21 protein-coding genes are annotated in these 21,757 nt (G+C 63.4%); 15 read left to right on the top strand and 6 right to left on the bottom strand.

Translation table 11 applies throughout. The features are described 5' to 3' along the window. Positions 1–68 precede the first annotated feature (68 nt). Together P0D71_RS16190 and P0D71_RS16195 are read right to left on the bottom strand one after the other, a co-directional pair. A complete protein-coding gene (locus P0D71_RS16190; RefSeq protein WP_408300764.1) occupies positions 69–1,592 on the bottom strand; it encodes a CoA-acylating methylmalonate-semialdehyde dehydrogenase in 1,524 nt (507 codons plus the stop codon). Between the two features lie 257 nt (positions 1,593–1,849). Continuing rightward, a complete protein-coding gene (locus P0D71_RS16195) occupies positions 1,850–2,806 on the bottom strand; it encodes a LysR family transcriptional regulator (protein ID WP_408480970.1) in 957 nt (318 codons plus the stop codon). A gap of 261 nt (positions 2,807–3,067) precedes the next feature. Between P0D71_RS16195 and P0D71_RS16200 the strand changes: the two genes are divergently transcribed. From P0D71_RS16200 to aroQ, 3 genes are read left to right on the top strand one after another with little or no spacing between them, the layout of a single operon-like run. Next, the gene (locus tag P0D71_RS16200) at positions 3,068–4,474 is read left to right on the top strand and encodes an MFS transporter (RefSeq protein WP_408480971.1); all 1,407 of its coding nucleotides are present in this window, start codon (positions 3,068–3,070) and stop codon (positions 4,472–4,474) included. Between the two features lie 33 nt (positions 4,475–4,507). After that, positions 4,508–5,575 (top strand): Gfo/Idh/MocA family protein, encoded by a 1,068-nt coding sequence (locus P0D71_RS16205; protein WP_408480972.1) that lies wholly within the window; start codon positions 4,508–4,510, stop codon positions 5,573–5,575. Between the two features lie 46 nt (positions 5,576–5,621). Continuing rightward, positions 5,622–6,059 carry a type II 3-dehydroquinate dehydratase gene (aroQ, locus tag P0D71_RS16210; RefSeq protein WP_408300768.1) on the top strand — a complete coding sequence of 146 codons (438 nt, stop codon included), beginning with the start codon at positions 5,622–5,624 and terminating at the stop codon, positions 6,057–6,059. Positions 6,060–6,119: 60 nt separating this feature from the next. On the opposite strand, the gene P0D71_RS16215 is transcribed toward aroQ, so the two are convergent. After that, positions 6,120–7,208, bottom strand: coding sequence for a hypothetical protein (locus tag P0D71_RS16215; protein ID WP_408480974.1), 1,089 nt, complete (start codon positions 7,206–7,208; stop codon positions 6,120–6,122). A 199-nt stretch (positions 7,209–7,407) separates the two neighbouring features. Here P0D71_RS16215 and P0D71_RS16220 point away from each other — a divergent pair, with 199 nt between their 5' ends. The 3 genes from P0D71_RS16220 to P0D71_RS16230 all read left to right on the top strand — a co-directional run bounded on the left by P0D71_RS16220 (position 7,408) and on the right by P0D71_RS16230 (position 10,277). Then, positions 7,408–8,313 (top strand): LysR family transcriptional regulator, encoded by a 906-nt coding sequence (locus P0D71_RS16220; RefSeq protein WP_408480975.1) that lies wholly within the window; start codon positions 7,408–7,410, stop codon positions 8,311–8,313. A 131-nt stretch (positions 8,314–8,444) separates the two neighbouring features. Further along, a complete protein-coding gene (locus tag P0D71_RS16225) occupies positions 8,445–9,116 on the top strand; it encodes an HAD family hydrolase (RefSeq protein WP_408480976.1) in 672 nt (223 codons plus the stop codon). A gap of 21 nt (positions 9,117–9,137) precedes the next feature. After that, entirely contained in the window at positions 9,138–10,277 is a 1,140-nt protein-coding gene (locus tag P0D71_RS16230) for a DSD1 family PLP-dependent enzyme (protein WP_408480978.1), read from the top strand. Positions 10,278–10,327: 50 nt separating this feature from the next. On the opposite strand, the gene hpaR is transcribed toward P0D71_RS16230, so the two are convergent. Beyond that, on the bottom strand, positions 10,328–10,735 hold the full coding sequence (gene hpaR, locus P0D71_RS16235) for a homoprotocatechuate degradation operon regulator HpaR (protein ID WP_408300778.1): 408 nt from the start codon (positions 10,733–10,735) through the stop codon (positions 10,328–10,330). Between the two features lie 179 nt (positions 10,736–10,914). Between hpaR and P0D71_RS16240 the strand changes: the two genes are divergently transcribed. Genes P0D71_RS16240 through hpaI form a run of 7 tightly spaced genes read left to right on the top strand, consistent with a single transcriptional unit; the run spans position 10,915 to position 16,873 of the window. After that, complete coding sequence (locus P0D71_RS16240) at positions 10,915–11,688, top strand: fumarylacetoacetate hydrolase family protein (RefSeq protein ID WP_408480979.1); 774 nt, start codon at positions 10,915–10,917, stop codon at positions 11,686–11,688. Beyond that, the gene (locus P0D71_RS16245; RefSeq protein WP_408348316.1) at positions 11,685–12,443 is read left to right on the top strand and encodes a fumarylacetoacetate hydrolase family protein; all 759 of its coding nucleotides are present in this window, start codon (positions 11,685–11,687) and stop codon (positions 12,441–12,443) included. The genes P0D71_RS16240 and P0D71_RS16245 overlap by 4 nt, the downstream gene beginning before the upstream one ends. Positions 12,444–12,469: 26 nt before the next feature. Then, entirely contained in the window at positions 12,470–13,927 is a 1,458-nt protein-coding gene (gene hpaE / locus P0D71_RS16250) for a 5-carboxymethyl-2-hydroxymuconate semialdehyde dehydrogenase (RefSeq protein ID WP_408480981.1), read from the top strand. Then, positions 13,927–14,790: a 3,4-dihydroxyphenylacetate 2,3-dioxygenase gene (hpaD, locus tag P0D71_RS16255; protein ID WP_408181979.1), complete on the top strand. Its 864-nt coding sequence runs from the start codon at positions 13,927–13,929 to the stop codon at positions 14,788–14,790. Before hpaE ends, hpaD begins: the two co-directional genes overlap by 1 nt. A gap of 21 nt (positions 14,791–14,811) precedes the next feature. Then, positions 14,812–15,213, top strand: a complete 402-nt coding sequence (locus P0D71_RS16260) for a 5-carboxymethyl-2-hydroxymuconate Delta-isomerase (protein ID WP_091802438.1) — start codon at positions 14,812–14,814, stop codon at positions 15,211–15,213. 20 nt (positions 15,214–15,233) lie between these two features. Continuing rightward, complete coding sequence (gene hpaH, locus P0D71_RS16265) at positions 15,234–16,037, top strand: 2-oxo-hept-4-ene-1,7-dioate hydratase (protein ID WP_408300788.1); 804 nt, start codon at positions 15,234–15,236, stop codon at positions 16,035–16,037. A 32-nt stretch (positions 16,038–16,069) separates the two neighbouring features. Then, on the top strand, positions 16,070–16,873 hold the full coding sequence (gene hpaI / locus P0D71_RS16270) for a 4-hydroxy-2-oxoheptanedioate aldolase (RefSeq protein ID WP_408480982.1): 804 nt from the start codon (positions 16,070–16,072) through the stop codon (positions 16,871–16,873). Between the two features lie 49 nt (positions 16,874–16,922). On the opposite strand, the gene P0D71_RS16275 is transcribed toward hpaI, so the two are convergent. Together P0D71_RS16275 and P0D71_RS16280 are read right to left on the bottom strand one after the other, a co-directional pair. Further along, positions 16,923–19,253: an EAL domain-containing protein gene (locus tag P0D71_RS16275; RefSeq protein ID WP_408480983.1), complete on the bottom strand. Its 2,331-nt coding sequence runs from the start codon at positions 19,251–19,253 to the stop codon at positions 16,923–16,925. A 114-nt stretch (positions 19,254–19,367) separates the two neighbouring features. After that, positions 19,368–20,519 carry a GGDEF domain-containing protein gene (locus P0D71_RS16280; protein ID WP_408480985.1) on the bottom strand — a complete coding sequence of 384 codons (1,152 nt, stop codon included), beginning with the start codon at positions 20,517–20,519 and terminating at the stop codon, positions 19,368–19,370. A 131-nt stretch (positions 20,520–20,650) separates the two neighbouring features. Here P0D71_RS16280 and P0D71_RS16285 point away from each other — a divergent pair, with 131 nt between their 5' ends. Beyond that, positions 20,651–20,917, top strand: coding sequence for a hypothetical protein (locus P0D71_RS16285; protein WP_408480987.1), 267 nt, complete (start codon positions 20,651–20,653; stop codon positions 20,915–20,917). 173 nt (positions 20,918–21,090) lie between these two features. After that, the gene (bcsD, locus tag P0D71_RS16290) at positions 21,091–21,546 is read left to right on the top strand and encodes a cellulose biosynthesis protein BcsD (protein WP_408480988.1); all 456 of its coding nucleotides are present in this window, start codon (positions 21,091–21,093) and stop codon (positions 21,544–21,546) included. Positions 21,547–21,757 lie beyond the last annotated feature (211 nt).

The following is a 21,757-nucleotide window of genomic DNA, read 5'->3' on the forward strand; positions in this document are numbered from 1 at the left end:
GGCCTGATGCAAAAAAGCCGCGCCTGACCAGGCGCGGCTTTCTCATTCCGGCAGACTCGCCAGAAGACCTACTTCGCCACCGGCATCGTGAATTCAGCCCCCTTGGCAATGCTGTCCGGCCAGCGTTGCATGATGCTCTTGTAGCGCGTATAGAAGCGCACGCCCTCTTCACCATAGGCGTGATGGTCGCCGAACAGCGAACGCTTCCAGCCGCCGAACGAATGCCATGCCATCGGCACCGGAATCGGCACGTTGATGCCCACCATGCCTACCTGAATCTGCCGGCCGAACGCACGCGCCACACCGCCGTCCGACGTGAAGAGCGACACGCCGTTGCCGAACTCGTGCGCGTTGATCAACTCAACGGCGCTCGCGAAATCGGGTACACGCACCACCGCCAGCACCGGGCCGAAGATCTCTTCCTTGTAGATCTTCATTTCCGTGCCGACGTGGTCGAACAGCGTGCCGCCGATAAAGAAGCCGTCTTCGCTCGCCACCGCGTGCGCGCGGCCGTCGACGATCAGCTTCGCGCCTTCCGCTTCGCCCGAGGCGATATAACCGGCCACCTTGGCCTTATGTTCGGCGGTAACCAGCGGACCCATTTCGGCGTCGAGATTTTCGCCGTTCTTGATGACGAGCGATTTGACGCGCGGCACCAGCTTTTCGATCAGCTTGTCGGCCACGTTGCCGACCGCCACCGCGACCGAGATCGCCATGCAGCGCTCGCCTGCCGACCCATAGGCCGCGCCGATCAGCGCGTCGACCGCCTGGTCGAGATCGGCGTCCGGCATGACCACCAGATGATTCTTCGCACCGCCGAGCGCCTGCACGCGCTTGCCGCGCTTCGACGCTTCCGTGTGAATGTATTCGGCGATCGGCGTGGAGCCCACGAACGACAGCGCCGCCACGTCCGGGTGATCGATCAGCGCATCCACCGCCACCTTGTCGCCGTTGACGACGTTGAACACGCCGTCGGGCAAACCGGCTTCCTTCAGCAATTCGGCAATCCGCAGCGACGCCGACGGATCACGCTCCGAGGGTTTCAGCACGAACGTGTTGCCGCAGGCGAGTGCGACCGGGAACATCCACATCGGCACCATGACAGGGAAATTGAACGGGGTGATGCCGGCGACCACACCGAGGGCCTGACGCAGATTCCAGTTGTCGATGCCGCCGCCGATCTGGTCGGTGAAATCGGTCTTGAGCAGGTTCGGAATGCCGCACGCGAACTCGACCACTTCGATGCCGCGCACCACTTCGCCCTGCGCGTCCGTGAACACCTTGCCGTGTTCGCGTGTAATCAGCATGGCCAGTTCGTCGTGATGCTGGTTGAGCAGTTCCTTGAACTTGAACAGAATGCGCGCGCGCTTGAGCGGCGCGGTCTCGCTCCAGGCGGGAAAAGCGGCCTTGGCGGCCTGGACCGCCGCATCCACTTCCTCGACCGACGCGAGGGCGACCGAGCCGGTCACCTTGCCGGTGGCGGGATTGAACACGTCCTTGAAACGGCCGCTGGCCGGCGCGGCCGGCGCACCGCCGATGTAATGGCCCAACTGCTGCACCGACAGCTTTGCTTGTTCATTCACTGCATTCATGTCTTACCTCGTGTTCGGGATCAACCGCGGCATGCCAGCGCCGGGGCATAGGCAAAAAATCGGGCTACGTCGCACCACCCTGAGCGGGCATCCGCTCGCCGGCAGGCTCCATCGAGACTTGCCAACTGTATCGACGGTGCCGGTCATACTCCCGATACAGCCAAATAAAACCGCGCCTCACTGTATTGTTTTCTGCGTGACAACTGTATTGGAACGTGGATCTCGCTCAGGCTCGAGCGGCGTCACGACCATTCCGGTCAAAACCCGCCCACGCCGCGCGTCACCAGCGCATGCGGCCCACTCGTCAGCTGCTCCCTGAGGAACTCGATGCACACCTGGACCTTCGCCGACGACGACAACCGCTCCGCCGTCACCGCCCATACGTCGGCGGATTGCATGTAGTCGGGCAGTACACGCACCAGTTCGCCTGCACGCAGGCTCTCGGCGACATCCCAGATCGATACCATCACCACGCCGAAGCCATCCCTCGCCCACTGCACCACGATATCGCTGAGGTTGGACGCAACGCTGCCCGTCACCTTCACGCTCTTTTCGCCGTCCGGCCCACTCAGGCGCCACACGCCGAAGCGGTCGTCGCGCCCGCGAAACAGCAGGCAATCGTGCTGCGCCAGCTCGGCCAGTTCGACCGGCGCGCCGCGACGTTCCAGATATTCGGGCGATGCGCAGAGTATTCGCGCACTCTCCACGATCTTGTGCGCAATCAGGTGAGGCTCCTGCACTGCCCCCACCCGAATGTCGATATCGAAGTTCTCGCCGACGAGGTCCGCGCGCCGGTCCAGCAATTCCAGCCAGATCTCGAGGTTCGGATGCCGCTTGCGCAGCATGGCCAGAATCGGCGAAACGTGTTTGCGGCCGAGCCTCAAGCTCGTGCTGATGCGCAGCAAACCACGCAACTCGGTGCGCCGGTCGGCGAACGCGTCGGCCATGCCCTGCACGTCGTCGAGTATTTTCTGCGCCCACTGCAAAGCGGCCTCGCCGTCGCTCGTCATGCTGACGCGGCGCGTGGTGCGCTGAAAGAGCTTCACACCGAGACTCGCTTCCAGCATGGCAAGGCGCTTGCTCACATGGGAGGGCGACAGCCCCATGTCAGTCGATGCCGCCACGAAGCTGCCCCGGCGGGCAATGTTGCAGAACAACTGGAGGTCGCGCAGGAAAGACTCATTGCTGGCTGTGAGCGCATTCTGATTTTCCATTGGGCCGCATTGTGTCGGTACAGAAGCACATTACCCTAGCCTTAACGAGTCGATCGGGCAAGCCGGGGCGGGGTCTGACAAATACTCCGGACAACCAGGCACTGGTTAACCCTATGACCGTGGATTCACTCGCTGCACGGCAGCATTCGGGCACCGCTCGCAGACCGTGCCCCGGTAAATCCTGGCTTGCATAGTTTCACTTTCAGGACGCAAATGAATCAGCCGTAGAAGCTGATCAAACATTTCTGTTCAGGAGACGACATGGAAACGAATACATCGGCGGGAGGCCATGAGCACCGCTCGCAGGCTCGCAAGGCAACCGCCAGCGGCTGGATCGGCTCAGCGCTCGAGTACTATGATTTCTTCATCTACGCGCAGGCAGCGGCGCTGATCTTTCCGCAGTTGTTCTTTCCTTCGGGCAATCCGAAGATCGCGATCGTGGCTTCGCTCGCCACGTATGGGGTCGGTTACGTCGCGCGGCCGATCGGTGCGCTGGTGCTTGGGCATTGGGGCGACACCCACGGCCGCAAGAACGTCCTGCTCGTCTGCATGTTCCTGATGGGCATCTCGACGATGGCGGTCGGCTTCCTGCCCACCTACCATCAGGTGGGGCTGCTCGCCCCCGCCCTGCTGGTGGTGTTTCGTCTGATTCAGGGCTTCGCGGTGGCCGGTGAAATCTCGGGCGCGAGTTCGATGATTCTCGAACACGCACCATTCGGACGGCGCGGCTATTACGCGAGCTTTACGCTGCAAGGCGTGCAGGCGGGCCAGATTCTCGCCGCCGCGGTATTCCTGCCGCTCGCGTATTACATGGAAGAGAGCTCGTTCAATTCTTGGGGCTGGCGTATTCCCTTCCTGTTGAGCGCGGTGGTGCTGATTGCCGGCTACATCATTCGCCGCGAGGTCCACGAAACGCCCGCCTTCGCCAAGGAAGACGAGAGCGGCAACGTGCCCAAATCGCCGATTGTCGAAGCCTTCCGCTACAACTGGGGCGATATGCTGCGCGTGGTCGGCTGCTCGCTGATGAACGTGATCCCGGTCGTTGCCACGATCTTCGGCGCGGCCTACGCGGTGCAGGCTTCGTACGGCATCGGTTTTTCCAAGAGCGTCTATCTGTGGATTCCGGTGATCGGCAACATCGTCGCCGTGCTGGTGATTCCCTATGTGGGCAATCTGTCCGACCGGATCGGCCGGCGCCTGCCGATCATCGTCGGCGCGCTCGGCGCGGGTCTGCTCTCGTTCGGCTACCTCTACGCGATCAGCATCCGCAACGTGCCGCTCGCCATGGTCATGTCGATCCTCATGTGGGGCATCATCTATCAAGGGTATAACGCCACTTTTCCAAGCTTCTATCCGGAACTGTTCCCGACCCGCTCACGGGTCTCCGCCATGGCCATCGGCCAGAACATCGGCACGACGATCACCGCCCTGCTGCCCGCGCTGTTTGCCTATGTCGCGCCGCCCGGATCGCACAACGTGCCGCTCATCATCGGCGCGATCACCTTCGGCATCACCATCATTGCAGCGGTGACCGCATGGAGCGCACGCGAGAACTACCGCGTCAAGCTGAGCGATCTGGGCGAGCCCAATGCGGTACCGATCGACAAAGTCAGCTATGAGCGCATGCGCGCCGAGACCATGGCTGAAGCGAAGAAAGCACTCGCGTAATCGCGCGCTCCCGACCTTCGGAGGAATTCACCCATGAACCGGATCCGGATCGCCGTAGCGGGCGCGGGTTACATCGGCCGCGCGCACATGGCTGTCGCCCAGCAGAGCGGCACATGCACGCTGTCGGCGATCGTCGATCCGTCGTCGGCGGCGCAAGCGCTCGCCTTCCAGGCCGGCGTTCCGCTTTACCGGACGCTCGAGGAACTGCTCGAACGGGATCGTCCGGACGGCGTGATTCTGGCCACACCGAACCAGTTGCACGTAGAGCACGCGTTGACCTGCCTCGCGGCCGGCGTGCCGACGCTCCTCGAAAAGCCGATAGCGCCCACGGTCGACGCCGCCGAGGCGCTGGTCCGCGAGGTCGAGCGCTGCGGCGTGCCGTTGCTGATCGGGCATCATCGCGCGCACAGTCCGATCATGGCCCGCGCAAGGCAACTGATCGACGAAGGCCGGCTCGGCAAACTGGTCGCGGTGATGGGCAGCGCGGTCTTTTTCAAGCCAGACCAGTACTTCTCCGACGCTCCATGGCGGCGCCAGCCGGGCGGTGGCCCGATTCTGCTCAACATGATCCACGAGGTGCACAACCTGCGCATGCTATGCGGCGATATCGTCGCCGTGCAGGCGTTTTCCTCGCACGCGACGCGCGGCTTTCCAGTCGAAGACACGGTGGCGATCAACCTGCGCTTCGCGAGCGGCGCGCTCGGCAGCTTCATGCTGTCGGACACGGCGGCAAGCGCTCGCAGTTGGGAACAGACCTCGCAGGAAAACAAGGCTTACCCTTCGTATCCGGATGAAGACTGCTATGTGATCGCGGGCACTTTCGGCTCGCTCGCCGTGCCCACCATGCGGCTGAAGACCTATCGGGAAGCCGCGGATCGTTCGTGGTGGAAACCCTTCGAAACCGGCGTCGCCGACACGACCCGCGACGATCCGCTCAAGCTTCAACTCGACCATTTCGTGCGTGTCATTCGAAGAGAAGCAGTTCCGCTCGTGAGCGCCAGCGACGGCCTGCAGAACCTGCGCATTACCGAGGCGATCGCCGCAGCGGCCGACACGGGCCTCGCGATCGAGACGACGCCCGCAGTCGCCGCGGCCCATTGACGTCGCGCCGCCCACACCACTAATTCCGTCACGCGAGGGAAGCTCCATGAAAACGTTCGTGATGCTCCACGGCATCAATCACAACATGTTCGGCAAGCGTGACCCCGTGCAATACGGCACGGTGACGCTCGCCGAGATCGATAGCAGCTTGCAGGCATTGGGTAAGGAACTGGGCGTCCAGGTCGAGAGCTTTCAGACCAACAGCGAGGCGGCCATGTGCGAGCGCATCCATCAGGCCTTCACGGACAACGCCGACGGCGTCATGATCAACGCCGGCGCATGGACGCATTACAGCTACGGCATTCGTGATGCGCTGGCGATCTTGACGGTGCCGGTGGTGGAGGTCCACATGTCGAACATCCACGCGCGCGAAGCGTTCAGGCATCAATCCGTCTTTGCGGAAATCGTCAAAGGACAGATTTGCGGCTTTGGGGTCGACAGTTACCTGCTGGGTTTGCGCGCGGCCGTTTCGGCGGCCGCCTAGGCGGCGGGCGGCGAGCCCGCCTCGCCGCGTTCGGTGCCGGTCACCGCGCGCGGCGAATGCTCAGCGCCATGCGTCGGTCAATTCGTTGGCGAGCACCATCTTCTCGCGGATCACTTCCACGAAGGCGGCATTAGCCCCGGCATGCGCCTTGAGGAATTTGAGCGCAGCGGAATGCACCGTGCGCATGGCTCGTCCATCGATTCCGTTCATGCGTGCGACGCTGCGACGCGTCTCTTCAACCAGGTCGCGTGCGCTGCCGAAGTCGGGCGACAAACCGCTTTGCGTTTCGAACGCCGCGCTCAATTCCCGCGCGTAGTCGCGCGAGGCCCCAAGCCGGTCGATGTCGACCAGCAGATCGACCCCGTCCGCCATGCGCAACGCACAAAGAATCCACAACGCGACGAATGCCCGATACGCGTTATTGCCTTCCGCCGTGCGCGCATAGTGCTCGCACGCCGCTGCATAAGCGTCTTCCGAAGTGGGCGCGGCAGGCGGCAAACTCACGCCGCAGATTTCGATAGCCTGCCTGACCAGCGGATCCGTCTGATTCAGCCCCAGCACACGAAACGGCGCAGCCACGAAGAACGGATTGCTCCATTGCCGGCTGAGCAACCATCCCGATGCGAACTGCGACGCCGGATTGCGCAACACGCCCACGTGCATGGCCCGCGGAAAAGCCTGCTTCAGCCAGGGCAGACGGCCTGACGAACGGCAAAACTTGAAAACCGGTACGCGGCCCTGTTCGGTGGTGCGCTCGCACAGATTGCGCAAATAGGCTTGCAGTGGGGCAAACGCCGCGTCCGGCTCGCTTGCGAAGCGATCGAGACTGAAGCCCCTCCGGTATCCGGCCACACCGCGAGTACTCTCCTGCAAAAACGGTCGGTATTCTTCAAAGTACGGCGCGGCAAGCGGCGGGTGCCCGGAAGTCAGCGTGGGACGCGACGCGGAAACGTCGGCGAGGCTCAGGTCCGCGAGCACATTGCTGAGCGGTTCATAGAAGGCAGTCACGGTCTCGAGTTCGCGCAGACGCGACCAGACCCACGTTCCCGCACTACGCCAGCCCGTGTGCAGAAACACCGCCTGTTTCAAGGCGCTGTTCTGCGCAGCATCGTTTGACAGGCCGTTCGACGGCCCATTGGACAACGGCATTTGGACTTCTCTTCAAATGAAAGTAACCGGAAATCGGCGCAAACGCGCACTTTAGCCGCTCGTGCCGCCTACCGGGTGACAGAAGCGTCACTTTACCTTGCAAACCAGGCTGCCTTCTTCGGCGCATGCGCAAGTCCAACTGGAAGCGCGCATTCAAACACTTTAAGCTGCCAGATTTGCGAACTCAAACGTTGCTGCCATGAACGACTCGGCCGATATCCGCTTCCTGTTGACACTGCGCGAAAACGGCAGCCTGATCGCCGCGGCGCGAAAGCTGGGGTTGTCGCCCTCAGCGGTCACCCAGCGCCTTCAGCAACTCGAAAAGAAACTGGGCGCGCAACTGGTGAACCGCTCCGCGCGTCGCCTGCAATTCACGGAAGAAGGCACGTTGCTATGCGAACGCGGCGCCGAGCTCGTCCAGCAATTCGACGCGCTGTTCGAGGATTTGCAGATGCGCCGCGGTGGGCTCGTCGGCACGCTGAGAATCAACGCGCCGCTGGGGTTCGGACGGCGGCACCTCGCACCCGCGATTGCCGAGTTTCAACAGCAACATCCGGATGTCGACATCGCGCTCACGCTCTCCGACCGCCCGTTGACCGAGACAACCGACCGTTTCGATATCGTCGTGCATATCGGCGAGTTGCCGGTGTCGAACCTGGTCGGCTACACGATTGCGCCGAATGCGCGTTTCGTCTGCGCCGCGCCGGCATTGATCAAGCGAATGGGCACGCCGGACTCTCCAGAAGAATTGAGCAAACTGCCCTGCATCGTGCTGCGCGAGAATAACGAAGACGTCTCGCTGTGGCAGTTCAGCAAAGGCCGCACGCGTCGCAGCGTGCGCGTATCCGCCCACCTGAGTTGCAACGACGGCGACGTGATCCGCCAATGGGCATGCGAAGGCCGCGGCGTGATCCTGCGTTCCGAATGGGACGTGGCCGACGACCTTGCCAAGGGCAGGCTCATCCGTTTGCTGCCGGAATGGAAAGCGCCCGCTGCCGACGTCATCGCGCTCACGCACCAGCGAACGGGGCTGCCGGCGCGCACCCGCCATTTCATGCAGTATTTGCAGAGCAGGTTCAGGCCGCAGCCGCCCTGGCGGCGATGACTGCCGCGCTCCGGTCGCGCGAAGTCACGAATGAAGCATTCAGTCTGACTGAATCTATGAGTTAGCCCATTTGAACGTCGCCACGCGGATCAAACTCTATAATCAGCTCACCGTTTCTTGCCGGTTAGATCATGACTCTCGCTTCCGCGCCCGCCACCTATCCCAAAGCGGTCCTGTTCGACCTCCTGACCGCCCTGCTCGACTCCTGGACCTCATGGAATCGCGCCGCCGGTTCCGAACACGCGGGCCGCGCATGGCGCGCCGCGTATCTGCGCCTGACCTACGGCTGTGGCCGCTACATTGCGTATGAACAACTGGTGCGCGAAGCCGCCGCGCAAGTCGGCCTGCCCGAATCCGCCGCGCTCGCGCTCGAGGCGGACTGGCTGACGCTTACGCCGTGGAGCGGCGCCCTCGACGCGTTGCAAACGCTTGAGCCGCACTGCAAGCTGGCCATCGTCACCAACTGTTCCGCGCGCCTCGGCACGCAAGCCGCCAACCTGTTGCCGGTTCGCTGGGACGCCATCGTCACCGCCGAAGAAGCCGGCATGTATAAACCCGACCCGCTGCCCTACCGCCTCGCGCTCAAAAAACTGGGCGTAGCGGCGCACGAAGCCGCATTCGTAGCCGGCTCAAGCTACGACATGTTCGGCACGGCCGCCGTCGGCTTGCGCACCTACTGGCACAACCGCGTCGGCCTGCCGCTCGTCAGCGGTGCGCAGCCGCCCGAGATCGAAGCGCCGACGCTCGACTCGCTCGTCCCGTGGCTCGCGCGCTTCGGCGCGAACCAGCATGACCTTGCATGACTCCATTTTCCCGGTGAAAGCATGAAACTCGACCAGATCGAAACCCCAGCCGCGTTGATCGACATTGCGCGGATGCAAAAGAACATCGCGCGGATGCAGGGGCATATGAACACGCTCGGCGTTGCGTTTCGTCCGCACGTGAAGACCACCAAATGCATCGACGTGGTCCGTGCACAGATCGCAGCGGGCGCGCGCGGCATCACCGTTTCAACCTTGAAGGAGGCGGAGGCCTTCTTTGCCGCGGGTGTCAGCGACATTCTTTACGCCGTCAGCATGGCGCCTTCCAAGTTGCCGCGAGCGCTCGCGCTGCGCCGCCAGGGGTGCGATCTGAAGCTCGTGGTGGACAATCCGACTGCGGCTGCCGCCATTGCCGCCTTCGGCGACCAGCACGGCGAAACCTTCGAGGTCTGGATCGAAGTGGACACGGACGGGCACCGCTCAGGCATCACGCCGGAACAGGACAGCTTGCTTGAGGTTGGCCGCATTCTCCATGAGAACGGCGTCAAGGTAGGCGGCGTGATGACCCATGCCGGCTCCAGCTACGAACTCGACACGCCCGAGGCGCTAGCGGCACTGGCGGAACAGGAGCGCGCGGGCTGCGTGCGCGCCGCGCAACGGCTGCGCGAGGCCGGCATTGCATGCCCGGCGGTCAGTGTCGGCTCGACGCCGACCGCGCTTGCCGCCGAAAAACTGGAAGGCGTCACGGAAGTGCGCGCCGGCGTGTACGTGCTGTTCGATCTGGTCATGCACAACGTCGGCGTGTGCGCGCTCGACGACATCGCGCTCAGCGTGCTCGCCACCGTGATCGGTCATCAGGAGGACAAGGGCTGGGCCATTCTCGACGCGGGCTGGATGGCGATGAGCCGCGATCGCGGCACGTCGAAGCAATCGCACGATTTCGGTTACGGCCAGCCGTGTCTCTTGAACGGCACGCCGCTGCCCGGCTATCTGATCAGCGGCGCCAATCAGGAACACGGCATTCTTTCCCCGACTGGAGAGACCCCTCACGCCGCAGGCGACATCACGCAACGCTTTCCGATCGGCATGAAACTGCGCATCCTGCCGAATCACGCGTGTGCGACCGGCGCGCAGTATCCCGAGTACCACGCGGTTACACCGGACGGCGACAGCGTGGAATGGAGACGCTTTCAGGGCTGGTAAAACCCGCACGCGGCTCGCCCGCCGAGCCGCCGAGCCGCTGAACCGCTACTTCACTCGTCCTCTTCCTCCAGACCGGCCAGCAGATCGTCCACGGCGCGATACACGCGCTCGACGATCTCCGCTCCCACCTTGCGCTCCAGCTCGCGGTAATGCGCCTCGAGATCCCTGGAAATCACGCGCACCAGTTCCCGGCTCGTATCCGTCAGCGAGACCAGCACGCGCCGCTGATCCTCCGCGAAGCGCTCCTTGGTCACCAGTTCCATGCTCTCCATGCGCGCGAGCACGCCGGCCATGCTCGGGCTCGAAATCGTGCAGATATCGGAGATGTGGCGCGGTTCCATCGGACCGTGTTCATTCAGCGCGCGAATCACGCGCCACTGCTGTTCGGTCAATCCATGCGCAGTAATCAATGGGCGAAAACGCTCCATCATTTTTTCTCTGGCGCGCAGCAGCAACATTGGCAGGTTGCGGTGCAGAACTCGGGTCGAGGCGGAAGCGGACATAGTGAAAGAGGATAAAGAACAGCCGTCGAAACTTAAGGGAAAACCCGCGATCAGCCGACAGGCTATTGACCGTGGATCATATCAAGCGCAATACTACTAACATGTTAGTGTTTTTGCCAAGAGACAGGTCGAATATGTTTGCACTTGCCGATCACCTGCTGCATCCCGAAGGCGAGGCGCTGCCCCGCGATGTGAATGCCAGCGCCGCGGCCGCGCTGCTCGCACGCGGCATGGCGTGCCGCGCGCCGGTTGGCGGCGCTGTCTACGCAACCTTGCTCAACGACCGTGCCGCGCTCGCGGCGTTGGGCGATGCGATGCACGCCGCCCCCTATAAAGCGCCGCCCAAAGCGCCGGTGCTCTATCTGAAGCCGCGCAACACGCTTGCCGGGCATCGCGCGCGTGTCGTCGTGCCGGACAATGCGTTGGGCGTGGAAGTCGGCGCGTCGCTCGGCATCGTGATCGGCCGCACTGCAACACGCGTTAGTGCGGAACAGGCATGGCACTACATTGCCGGCTACACACTGGTCGCCGATCTCAGCGTGCCGCATACGAGCGTGTACCGGCCGTCGGTGCGATTCCGGGCACGCGACGGCTTCTGCGTCGTCGGACCTGCTGTGGTTGCAGCGCGTCATATGCCGGCGCCCGACGCGTTGCCGATCAACGTTTCGCTTAACCATGGCGCGAGTTTCAGTGCGAACACTGCGTCGTCGGTGCGCAACGTCGCGCAGTTGCTCGCGGACGTGACCGACTTCATGACACTCAGCGCGGGCGACGTCATCACGCTCGGCGTGCCGCACGGTTCGCCGGTCGCGCATATCGGCGACACGGCCACCATGTCGATCGGTGCAATGCCGCCGCTCACGGTGTCGTTCGTCGCCGCCGAAGCACAACGGGGAGAACAGCCATGATGCGCGGCCGCGTTGCGTATGCAGGCGCGATTCACGAAGCTTATCCTGATGCCCATGGCGTGCGTCTCGCCGATGGCCGCGTGCGTCGCGAAGACGAAGTGGTCTGGCTTGCGCCGATCGAAGTCGGCACGATCTTCGCGCTCGGTTTGAACTACGCCGAGCATGCAAAGGAATTGCAGTTCAGCAAACAGGAAGAGCCGCTCGTGTTTCTCAAGGGACCGGGCACGGTGCTCGGTCATCGCGGCACGACGCGCCGCCCCGCAGACGTCACCTTCATGCACTACGAGTGCGAACTCGCTGTCGTCATCGGGCAAACCGCCCGCAATGTCACGCGCGAGCACGCCATGCAGCATGTGGCCGGCTACATGATCGCCAACGACTACGCAATTCGCGACTACCTGGAAAACTACTACCGCCCCAACCTGCGCGTGAAAAATCGCGACGGCGGCACGGTGCTGGGCCCCTGGTTCGTCGACGCCGCGGATGTCGAAGACGTCACGCAACTGGAGTTGCGCACGTTCGTGAACGGTACGCGCCAGCAACACGGCAACACGCGCGATCTCGTCACCGATATTCCGGCGCTGATCGAATACCTGAGCAGCTTCATGACCCTCGCGCCCGGCGACGTGATCCTGACCGGCACGCCGGAAGGCATTGTCAACGTCAATGCGGGCGACGAAGTGGTCTGCGAAATCGACGGCCTTGGCCGTCTCGTCAATACGATCGCATCCGACGCGGACTTCAACCGCGCCTGATCGACAGCTTTACAGGGGACAAGCCAATGCGAATCGAACACCTGATCGACGGTAAAGCCAGCGCCGCAAAAGACTACTTCGAGACCGTCAACCCGGCCACGCAAGACGTGCTCGCAGAGGTGGCCCGGGGCGGTGCGGAAGAAATCGACGCCGCCGTGCGCGCCGCGAAAAACGCGTTTCCCGCATGGGCCGGCAAGCCCGCCGCGGAACGCGCGAAACTGGTCCGCAAGCTCGGAGAACTGATCGCGAAGCATGTGCCGGAGATCTCGGAAACGGAAACCAAAGACACCGGCCAGACCATCTCGCAGACGCGCAAGCAACTCGTGCCACGCGCCGCAGACAACTTCAGCTACTTCGCCGAGATGTGCACGCGCGTGGACGGCCATACGTATCCGACCGATACGCATCTGAACTACACGCTGTTTCATCCGGTCGGCGTCTGCGCGCTGATCTCGCCGTGGAACGTGCCGTTCATGACCGCGACATGGAAAGTCGCGCCCTGCCTCGCGTTCGGCAATACGGCGGTGTTGAAGATGAGCGAACTGTCGCCGCTCACGGCCTCGATGCTCGGCAACCTCGCACTCGAAGCCGGCATTCCAGCCGGCGTGCTGAACGTGGTGCACGGCTTCGGCAAGGAAACCGGCGAGCCGCTCGTGGCGCATCCGGACGTGCATGCCGTGTCGTTCACCGGATCGACGGCAACCGGCAACCGCATCGTGCAAACCGCGGGGCTGAAGAAGTTCTCCATGGAACTCGGCGGCAAGTCGCCGTTCGTGATTTTCGACGACGCCGATTTCGAGCGCGCGCTGGACGCCGCCGTGTTCATGATCTTCTCGAACAACGGCGAACGCTGCACGGCGGGTTCGCGCATTCTCGTGCAGCGCTCCATCTATGCACGTTTTGCCGAGCGTTTCATCGAGCGCGCGAAGCGTTTGACCGTGGGCGATCCGCTATCCGACAGCACCATTGTCGGCCCCATGATCAGCCAGGGCCATCTGGCGAAGGTGCGCAGCTATATCGAACTGGGTCCGAAAGAAGGCGCGACGCTCGCCTGCGGCGGCCTTGCTATGCCCGAGTTGCCCGACGCCATGCGCAAAGGCAATTTCGTCCAACCCACCGTGTTCGTCGATGTCGACAATCGCATGCGCATCGCGCAGGAAGAAATCTTCGGCCCGGTCGCCTGCCTGATTCCGTTCGACGACGAAGCCGACGCGATCAAGCTCGCCAACGACATCTCCTACGGCCTGTCGAGCTACATCTGGACCGAGAACACGGGCCGCGCGCTGCGCGTCGCAGCCGCTGTCGAAGCCGGCATGTGCTTCGTCAATAGCCAGAACGTGCGCGATCTGCGCCAGCCGTTCGGCGGCACCAAGGCATCCGGCGTGGGTCGCGAAGGCGGCACCTGGAGCTACGAAGTGTTCCTCGAACCGAAGAACGTCTGCGTATCGCTCGGCTCGCATCACATTCCGCGCTGGGGGGTTTGATGGGCAAGCTCGCATTGGCAGCAAAAGTGACGCACGTCCCGTCGTTATATCTGTCCGAACTCGACGGTCCCCATAAGGGCTGCCGGCAGCCGGCGATCGACGGCCATCATGAAATCGGCCGGCGTTGCCGCGAACTGGGTGTGGATACCTTCGTCGTGTTCGACGTGCATTGGCTGGTGAACAGCGAATACCACATCAATTGCGCGCCGAAGTTCGAAGGCGTGTACACGAGCAATGAACTGCCGCATTTCATCAAGAACATGCCGTACGCGTGTCCGGGCAACGTCGAACTCGGCAATCTGATCGCGGAAGTCGCCAACGAAATGGGCGTGAAGAGCCGCGCGCATAGCGAAACCACACTCGGACTCGAATATGGCACGCTGGTGCCGATGCGCTACATGAATGCGGATCAGCATTTCAAGGCCGTATCGGTAGCGGGCTGGTGCGTGTGGCACGACCTCGCCACGAGCGCGCGTTTCGGCCTCGCGGTGCGCAAGGCGATCGAGGAGCGTTACGACGGCACCGTCGCGATTCTGGCAAGCGGGTCGCTCAGCCACCACTTCGCCAACAACGGTACGGCCGAGCAGTTCATGCACAAGGTGTGGAATCCGTTTCTCGAACTGATGGACCGCAAGGTGGTCGAGTTGTGGGAAGCCGGCGACTGGAAGACCTTCTGCGAGATGTTGCCGCTCTACAACGAGAAATGCTGGGGCGAAGGCGGCATGCACGACACCGCCATGCTGCTCGGCGCGCTCGGCTGGGATCGCTACGACGGCAAAGTGGAAGTCGTCACGCCGTACTTCGGCAGTTCGGGCACTGGCCAGATCAACGCGATCTTCCCGGTTACGCCGCTACCCGCCTGAGTTGCAAAGAAGGAGCCCGCCATGCCGCATCTCACACTCGAATACAGCGCCAATCTCGCCGATCACGCAAGCATCGGCCAACTGTGCAACGCGCTCGCGCATAGCCTCGACACGCAGCGCGAGAACGAACAGCGGGTCTATCCGCTCGGCGGCATCCGCGTGCGCGCCTTGCGCTGCGAGCAGTACTGCATCGCCGACGGGCGCGCCGACGCGGCCTTCCTGCATGCGAACCTGAAGATCGGCGCGGGCCGCTCCGAAGCCGTGAAAAAGGCCACCGGCGACGCTTTGTTCGCGCTCATCAAACAGCACTTCGCCGCTGAATTCGAACAGCACGGCCTCGCGTTGTCGCTGGAGATCAATGAGTTCAGCGAAGCCGGTACGTGGAAACACAACAACCTGCACGCACGCCTGAAGGCTGAATAGCGGCTCATCGAGACTCCACCATGCTAGACGAACAGACTATCCGCGACCTCGCGGCGCAACTCGACCATGCCGAGAAAACGCGTACCCAACTGCGTCACTTCTCCGCCGCTTATCCGCAGATGACGGTACAGGATGGCTACGCGATCCAGCGCGAGTGGGTGAAACTCAAACTCGCCGAAGGCCACGTGATCAAAGGCCGCAAAATCGGCCTCACTTCACGCGCCATGCAGCGCTCCTCGCAGATCGACGAACCGGACTACGCGCCGTTGCTCGACAGCATGTTCATCGAGAATGGCCAGGATATTCGCGCGGACCGCTTCATCGCGCCGCGCGTGGAAGTGGAACTGGCGTTCGTCTTGAGCAAGCCGTTGAAGGGCCCTGGTGTGACGCTGTTCGATGTGCTGGACGCGACCGCTTACGTGACGCCGGCCGTGGAGATCATCGACGCGCGCATCGAACAGTTCGACCGCGACACCAAAGCGCCGCGCAAGGTCTACGACACGATCTCGGACTTCGCGGCGAATGCGGGCATCGTGTTGGGCGGCCGCCCCGTGCGTCCAATGGATGTCGATCTGCGTTGGGTCGGCGCGTTGCTTTACAGGAACGGCGCGGTGGAAGAAAGCGGATTGGCGGCCGCGGTTTTGAATCATCCGGCCACCGGCGTGGCGTGGCTCGCCAACAAAATCGCCCCATACGACGAAATGCTCAACGCGAACGACGTGATCCTGAGCGGTTCGTTCACCAGCCCGATCGCCGCGCGCGCGGGCGACACGTTTCACGTCGACTACGGCCCGTTGGGCGGAATCGGCCTGAACTTCATTTGAGTCCATTTCAGTTCGTTTGAGTTGATAGCGACATGCCCACACCGCAAAACCCTTTCAAGCGCGCCCTCGCCGAAGGCAAACCGCAATTCGGCCTGTGGGCCGCGCTCGCCGACGCCTACGTCACCGAGCTGCTGGCCACCGCCGGTTTCGACTGGCTGCTGATCGACAACGAGCATGCGCCGAACGACGTGCGCAGCACGCTGGCCCAATTGCAGGCGGTGGCCGCGTATGCCTCGCATCCGGTGGTGCGTCCGGTGCGCAGCGACACAGCGTTTATCAAGCAGTTGCTCGACATCGGCGCCCAAACGCTCCTGCTGCCGATGATCGACACGGCCGAGCAGGCCACCGAAGCAGTCGCGGCCACCCGCTATCCACCGCAAGGCATTCGCGGCGTGGGCAGTGCGTTGGCGCGCGCATCGCGCTGGAACCGGATACCGGATTACCTGAACACTGCGGCAGACGAATTGTGCGTGCTGGTGCAGGTGGAAACCGTGCGGGGCATGGAGAATTTGCCGGCGATTGCGGCCGTGGATGGTATCGACGGCGTGTTCTTTGGTCCGGCGGACCTGAGCGCGTCGATGGGGCTGCTGGGCCAGCCCGGCGATGCCAGCGTGCGCGAAGCCATTTGCCACGGCATCCATATCGCGCGAAACGCGGGCAAGGCGGCAGGCGTGCTCGCCCCCGATCCGGCGATTGCCGCCGATTATCTCGCCGCAGGCGCCACCTTCGTCGCCGTTGGCACCGACACGGGTTTGCTGAGCCGCGCCGCGGCGGATCTGGCGGCGTCGTATAAAAAGACGACGGCGACGCCGGCATCGCCAAAGGGCGGGTATTGAGCGAGTCCGCGGGTCGCAAACGCGCTGGCCCGCGGCGGGAGAATACGCGCTACTCCCTCGCAGGCCACGGCAACCCCAGCGCCGACCAATCCAGCTCCACGCCGATCACGGAGCGCCCAGCAGCGAACTGCAACGCCAGCGTCACCGCGATACACGGCCTGCCGCTCGCGAGCGAAAGATAAGGATTACTGGCAACCGCGACGCCCGGCAACAGCACCGCATTGCGGAAATACGGACGATGGTCCCAGCGCGCATCGCGCGGATTCGCCACGGGGTGCAGCGAGGCGCCGTCACTGCGCGAGGCCGGCCCCGGCACTTCCAGACCGACCTGCCTGCCCGAGTCGTCGAGAATGAAACAGCTGATGCACCGCTCGAACCTGGCCAGCGAGGCGAACGCCTCTTCCATGGCCACGCCGGCCAGCAACGCATCGGCGGCGACGCGCAAGGCGGCCCGGTAAGGCTCCACTTCGGATTCGAACAACGCATGCCGATGCGCGCGGCCATGCGCGATGACATCGAAAGCATCGTCGATGCGCCGATGCACCGACTCCGGCCGCGCAATTTCCGCAGCCGGCCGGCCCAGCAGATAACCCTGCGCGAAATCCACATTCGATTCCACGGCGAGAATCAGTTCCTCGGTGGTCTCCACGCCTTCGACAACCACCAGCATGCCCGCCTGATGCAGCAGCGAAACGAGCTTCGGCAGAATCGGCTGCTCGGTGCCGTGGCTCGTCGCGCGAATCAGTTCGCCGTCGAGCTTGACCAGGTCAGGGCGGATTCTGAACAACCGGTCGAGATTCGACTGACCCGCGCCAAAATCGTCGACGGCGATCAGAAAGCCGTATTCGCGGTACAACGCCGCCGCCCGCGACATGTCGTCGACGCTGCCGCCGTGCGATTCGAGAATCTCCAGAATCACCCGTTCAGGTTCGAGCCCCACGCCCCGCACGATCTTCGCCAGTTGATCCGCATAACCTTCGGCAATGAACGTGGCCGGCAGAATGTTGAGGAAGAGCCACGCGTCGTCCGGCAGCGATCCGCGCGCGTTGGCCAGATGCACGGCGTGACTCGCACGGTCGAGCGCGCCTTCGTCGCTGGAAGGCCTCGGCGCGAACAGCACCGCGGGCGGCACCAGCGTGCCGTCGCCCTGCTCGCCGCGCAGCAAGGCCTCGAAGCCCACCTGCTTCTGATGCGACAGGCTGTAGAGCGGCTGGAAATGCGAGGTGAGGTAGTAATCCTCCCATCGGTGCCGCCGGACCGCCGCCCCACCCTCGCCCACTGCGTCCTCGCCAAGCCGGTGCAGCGCGCGCTCGGCGCACACGCGGTTTCTGCCGGAGTGCTTGGCGCGCAGCAGGGCTTCGTCGGCGCGATCGAGCAGCATCATGATGGTTTCGCCGCCGCGATGCTCGGCTACGCCGAAGCTCGCGGTCAGACGGCCGTCCGGCCGCTCGATCGCGGCAATCGCCAGACGCAGCCGTTCGGCCAGATGGAGCGCGCCGGTCAGCCCGTCGCGCAGCAGCAGCGCGAATTCCTCGCCGCCGATCCGGCTCACGCTGTCGTCCGCGGAGGCCTCTTCCATCAGCGCCTGGGCAACCTGATAAAGCGCGTGGTCGCCGACCGCATGGCCGAAGCGGTCGTTCAGGGACTTGAAGTTGTCGATGTCGAGAAAGATCGCGCTGATCCGCGTGCCCGGCGCGAGGGTGTCGAGACGGCGCTCAGCCTGCGTGACGAAGGCACGGCGGTTTTGCAGGCCGGTCAGCGGGTCGGTCGCCGCGAGTTGGGCGAGCTGGCTTTCGAGCAGAAAGTGGTTGCGGCGAAACCGGTAGAAGCCGAAGTGAAACACAGCGGAAGCCGGCGCGGCGAGCGCCGCCATCCACATCCACACCACGACGCCGACATCATGCGCAAGCGGCTCGCCGAACAATAGCGTGACAGCCGTCGCATAGAAAAGCGCGGTGCCGGCGATGTAATGCGTGGGCGTGAGCCACAACGGCGCGGCGCAGACCGGTATCACGACCATCGCCGGCAGCGCCCACAACAGCGGTTGCGCGACACCGGCGATGTTCATGGCGAGGCCCGCCACCAATACCTGCGAGTAAGCGACGCCGATCAGGCCAAATACCCAGGTCAAGTTCGCGCGTGGAATCGCCAGCACCAGCAACGCGAGCGGCAGCGCGCACGCGAGCCGGTACGCGAGCGGCGCAGCCGGGCCATCGACCAGATTGCGCGCTCCGATGAAGCACAGGAACGCGACCACCGTAAACGCCATGATCACGGTGGAAAGCGGACGCTGGTGCTCGAGCGAGCGCCGGTGGAAGCGATCGCGTAGACCGGCATCGGACGGGTGGTGCGTCGACGTGGAAAGCGTATTGATGGGCATCAGCCTGGTTCCGATCACTCTGCCATTGGTTATCGGCTTACATCTGACAAATATTTATGCCTTGCGCACAAATAGCGCCGCAAATTCTCCATCCCGGCCCCGGCCCGCCACGCCCTACGCGGTCATCACCCGATCGCGGCCCGACGCCTTGGCGGCGTACAGCGCGCCATCGGCCCGCGCCATCAACTGGGCGAGCGACTCGTCACCCCGAAGCCTGTCCACGCCGACACTGAACGTGTAGCGCAGCCCGCGCGGCCGCTCGTGCGGCGCGATGGCGGCAAGGCGGGTCCGCAGCCGGTCCAGCAGGCTCACCGCCTCGGCGGCGGTGGTGGCCGGGCACAGCACGCCGAATTCCTCGCCGCCCAGCCGGCCGAACACGTCGCCCGCCCGCAGGTTGCGCGCGACGAACGTCGCGAAGTGGCTCAGCACCTGGTCGCCGGCCGCGTGGCCGTGTTGGTCGTTGACGGCCTTGAAGGAGTCGATGTCGATGATCGCCATTGCCAACGGCGAGCGGCTTCGCCGCGACGCGTCCAGCAGCGCGACGCCGGCCGCCAGAAACGCGCGGCGCGACAGCGCGCCGGTCAGGTCATCGATATTGGCAAGCCGTTCGAGCCGTTCCGCGAGACGGTCGTGCGCGAGCATCACGACGCCGATCGAAAGGCACGGCGACGCCAGAATCCCGAGCGCGAGAAACAGGACGTTGGACGGCGAGACCTGCAGCAGGCTGGTCTGCGTCATCCAGCCGAGGCCGTACATGAACCCGCGCGCAGTATGCGCGGCAAACAGGAGTAGCGCCGCCCCGGCGACAAAGTAATAGCTGTAGCGCGGCCGGTTCGAAGGACGCCCACGCAGCATGAGGACGGCGAGCGTGACGCAAAGGCTCGCGTGATACGCCGACACCACCGCGACACGCGCGTTGAAGTTCGGCGCGGCGAAGGTCCAGTACGAAATGCCGAACAGCACCGCGACGAGGCCGAGGTAGGCCGGCCAGGGGCGCGTGCGCCGCCCCAGAAAGCGCAGGCAACCTTCCACCACCAGCAGCAGCGAAGCCGCCATCAGGACGTTGGACGCCACCAGGGTCAGCCACTGCGACGCATGCGCATGCCCTTGCAAGGCGAAAGCGAGCAGCGCGACGATCGCTGCGGCGTTGGCCGACAGCCAGTAGCCTACGCCGGGAATTGCCGCGCGCCATAACGATCCGAGCACGGCGATTGCCATGACGCCCGACAGAACGGTAACGAGAAGAATGCTAAGTGGATTGAACATTTGCAGCGAATGAATCGAACGGCATCGTGACGACGTGCCACTGAGGTGTCACTGAGGTGCCACCCACGAGCTAGGTGCACGCAGCGAGACACAAGTCCGCAAGCTTAACGGGCGCGGGCAAAACCTGGAGTATGAAAGCAAATGGAAAGATTCGGGAAGATTGCCGGCGAGATCGATTCGGCGAAGCTGCACGAGGCGCGAAACGTTGCATTTACCACGAAACGAAACAGCTCAATCAGGCGACGAATCAAGCCGTTAATGCAGACATCAAGGACGCAATTTTACCGGGCATCCTTGGCCGCGCGGCGAACAGCCAATTCAAGCAGCAAGATTTACCCATTGATCCGCATCCATCGCAAGCGGATCCGCGTATACGCAGACGAATGGAGAGTGGTTAAATCTTAATGTCTTAAGTAGACTGCTTCGGAGTGTGGTGAACGGACTAGACAGCCTGAGAAAAGTAACCTAGGCCGGATGCAATACGCGATTTCCCGATAACACTTTTTCTTTGCGCTCGGCCGTGAGCGGCCGATTTCAAGCGGCTCGAAGCAACGGCCATTTCCCGGAAAACATGGTTCCAATTCTCGATTACCTGCTGGAACGCCAAATCTCGCCACAGTGGCGCGGCATGCTCACCGCGTTGGCAAGCGAGTTCGAAGCACAGATCGGTCGCGACGAACTGCGCCAACTGATGCATCGCGTCGGCACCCGGTTCGCGGCGGCGCATCCGCTGCCCGCCTGCGACTCGACCGCCGAACTCGCGCGCACCTTGAACCTGTCCTGGCAGGAGATGGACTGGGGCTACGTCGAATTGGTGGACGAACCCGAGTCGCTGCGCATCGTTCACTATTGCGCGCCGTTGCCGGCGTTCGGTGGCAACGCGCTCGCATGGACGCCGGCGTTTCTCGAAGGCGTCTATCAGACCTGGTTGAGTGCGTTGGGCGCGCAAGGTTTGTCGGTGGCGCAAACGAGTGGGTATAGCGAGGACACCGCGATCGAATTTCGTCTTGGCCGTCATCCTGTTTGAACGGGATGGGCGGCGCACCGTGATGTGGTTGCTGCGGGCGCGTAGCGAACAGGCGAAGCAGCACGGGCAAGACCGAGCAAGACCGAGCAACACCAGGCAACACCAGGCAGTAGAGAAACGCGCCAGACCGGTGCGCGTGAAGTAGCGGGACAGGCAGTCCCGTGTTATAGCGCCGCGAACACAAGTTGGGATCGGGGCAAGGCTAGTCATG

The sequence above is a fragment of the Paraburkholderia sp. RL17-383-BIF-A genome (assembly GCF_046028015.1).
In the GTDB taxonomy this organism is placed as follows: domain Bacteria; phylum Pseudomonadota; class Gammaproteobacteria; order Burkholderiales; family Burkholderiaceae; genus Paraburkholderia.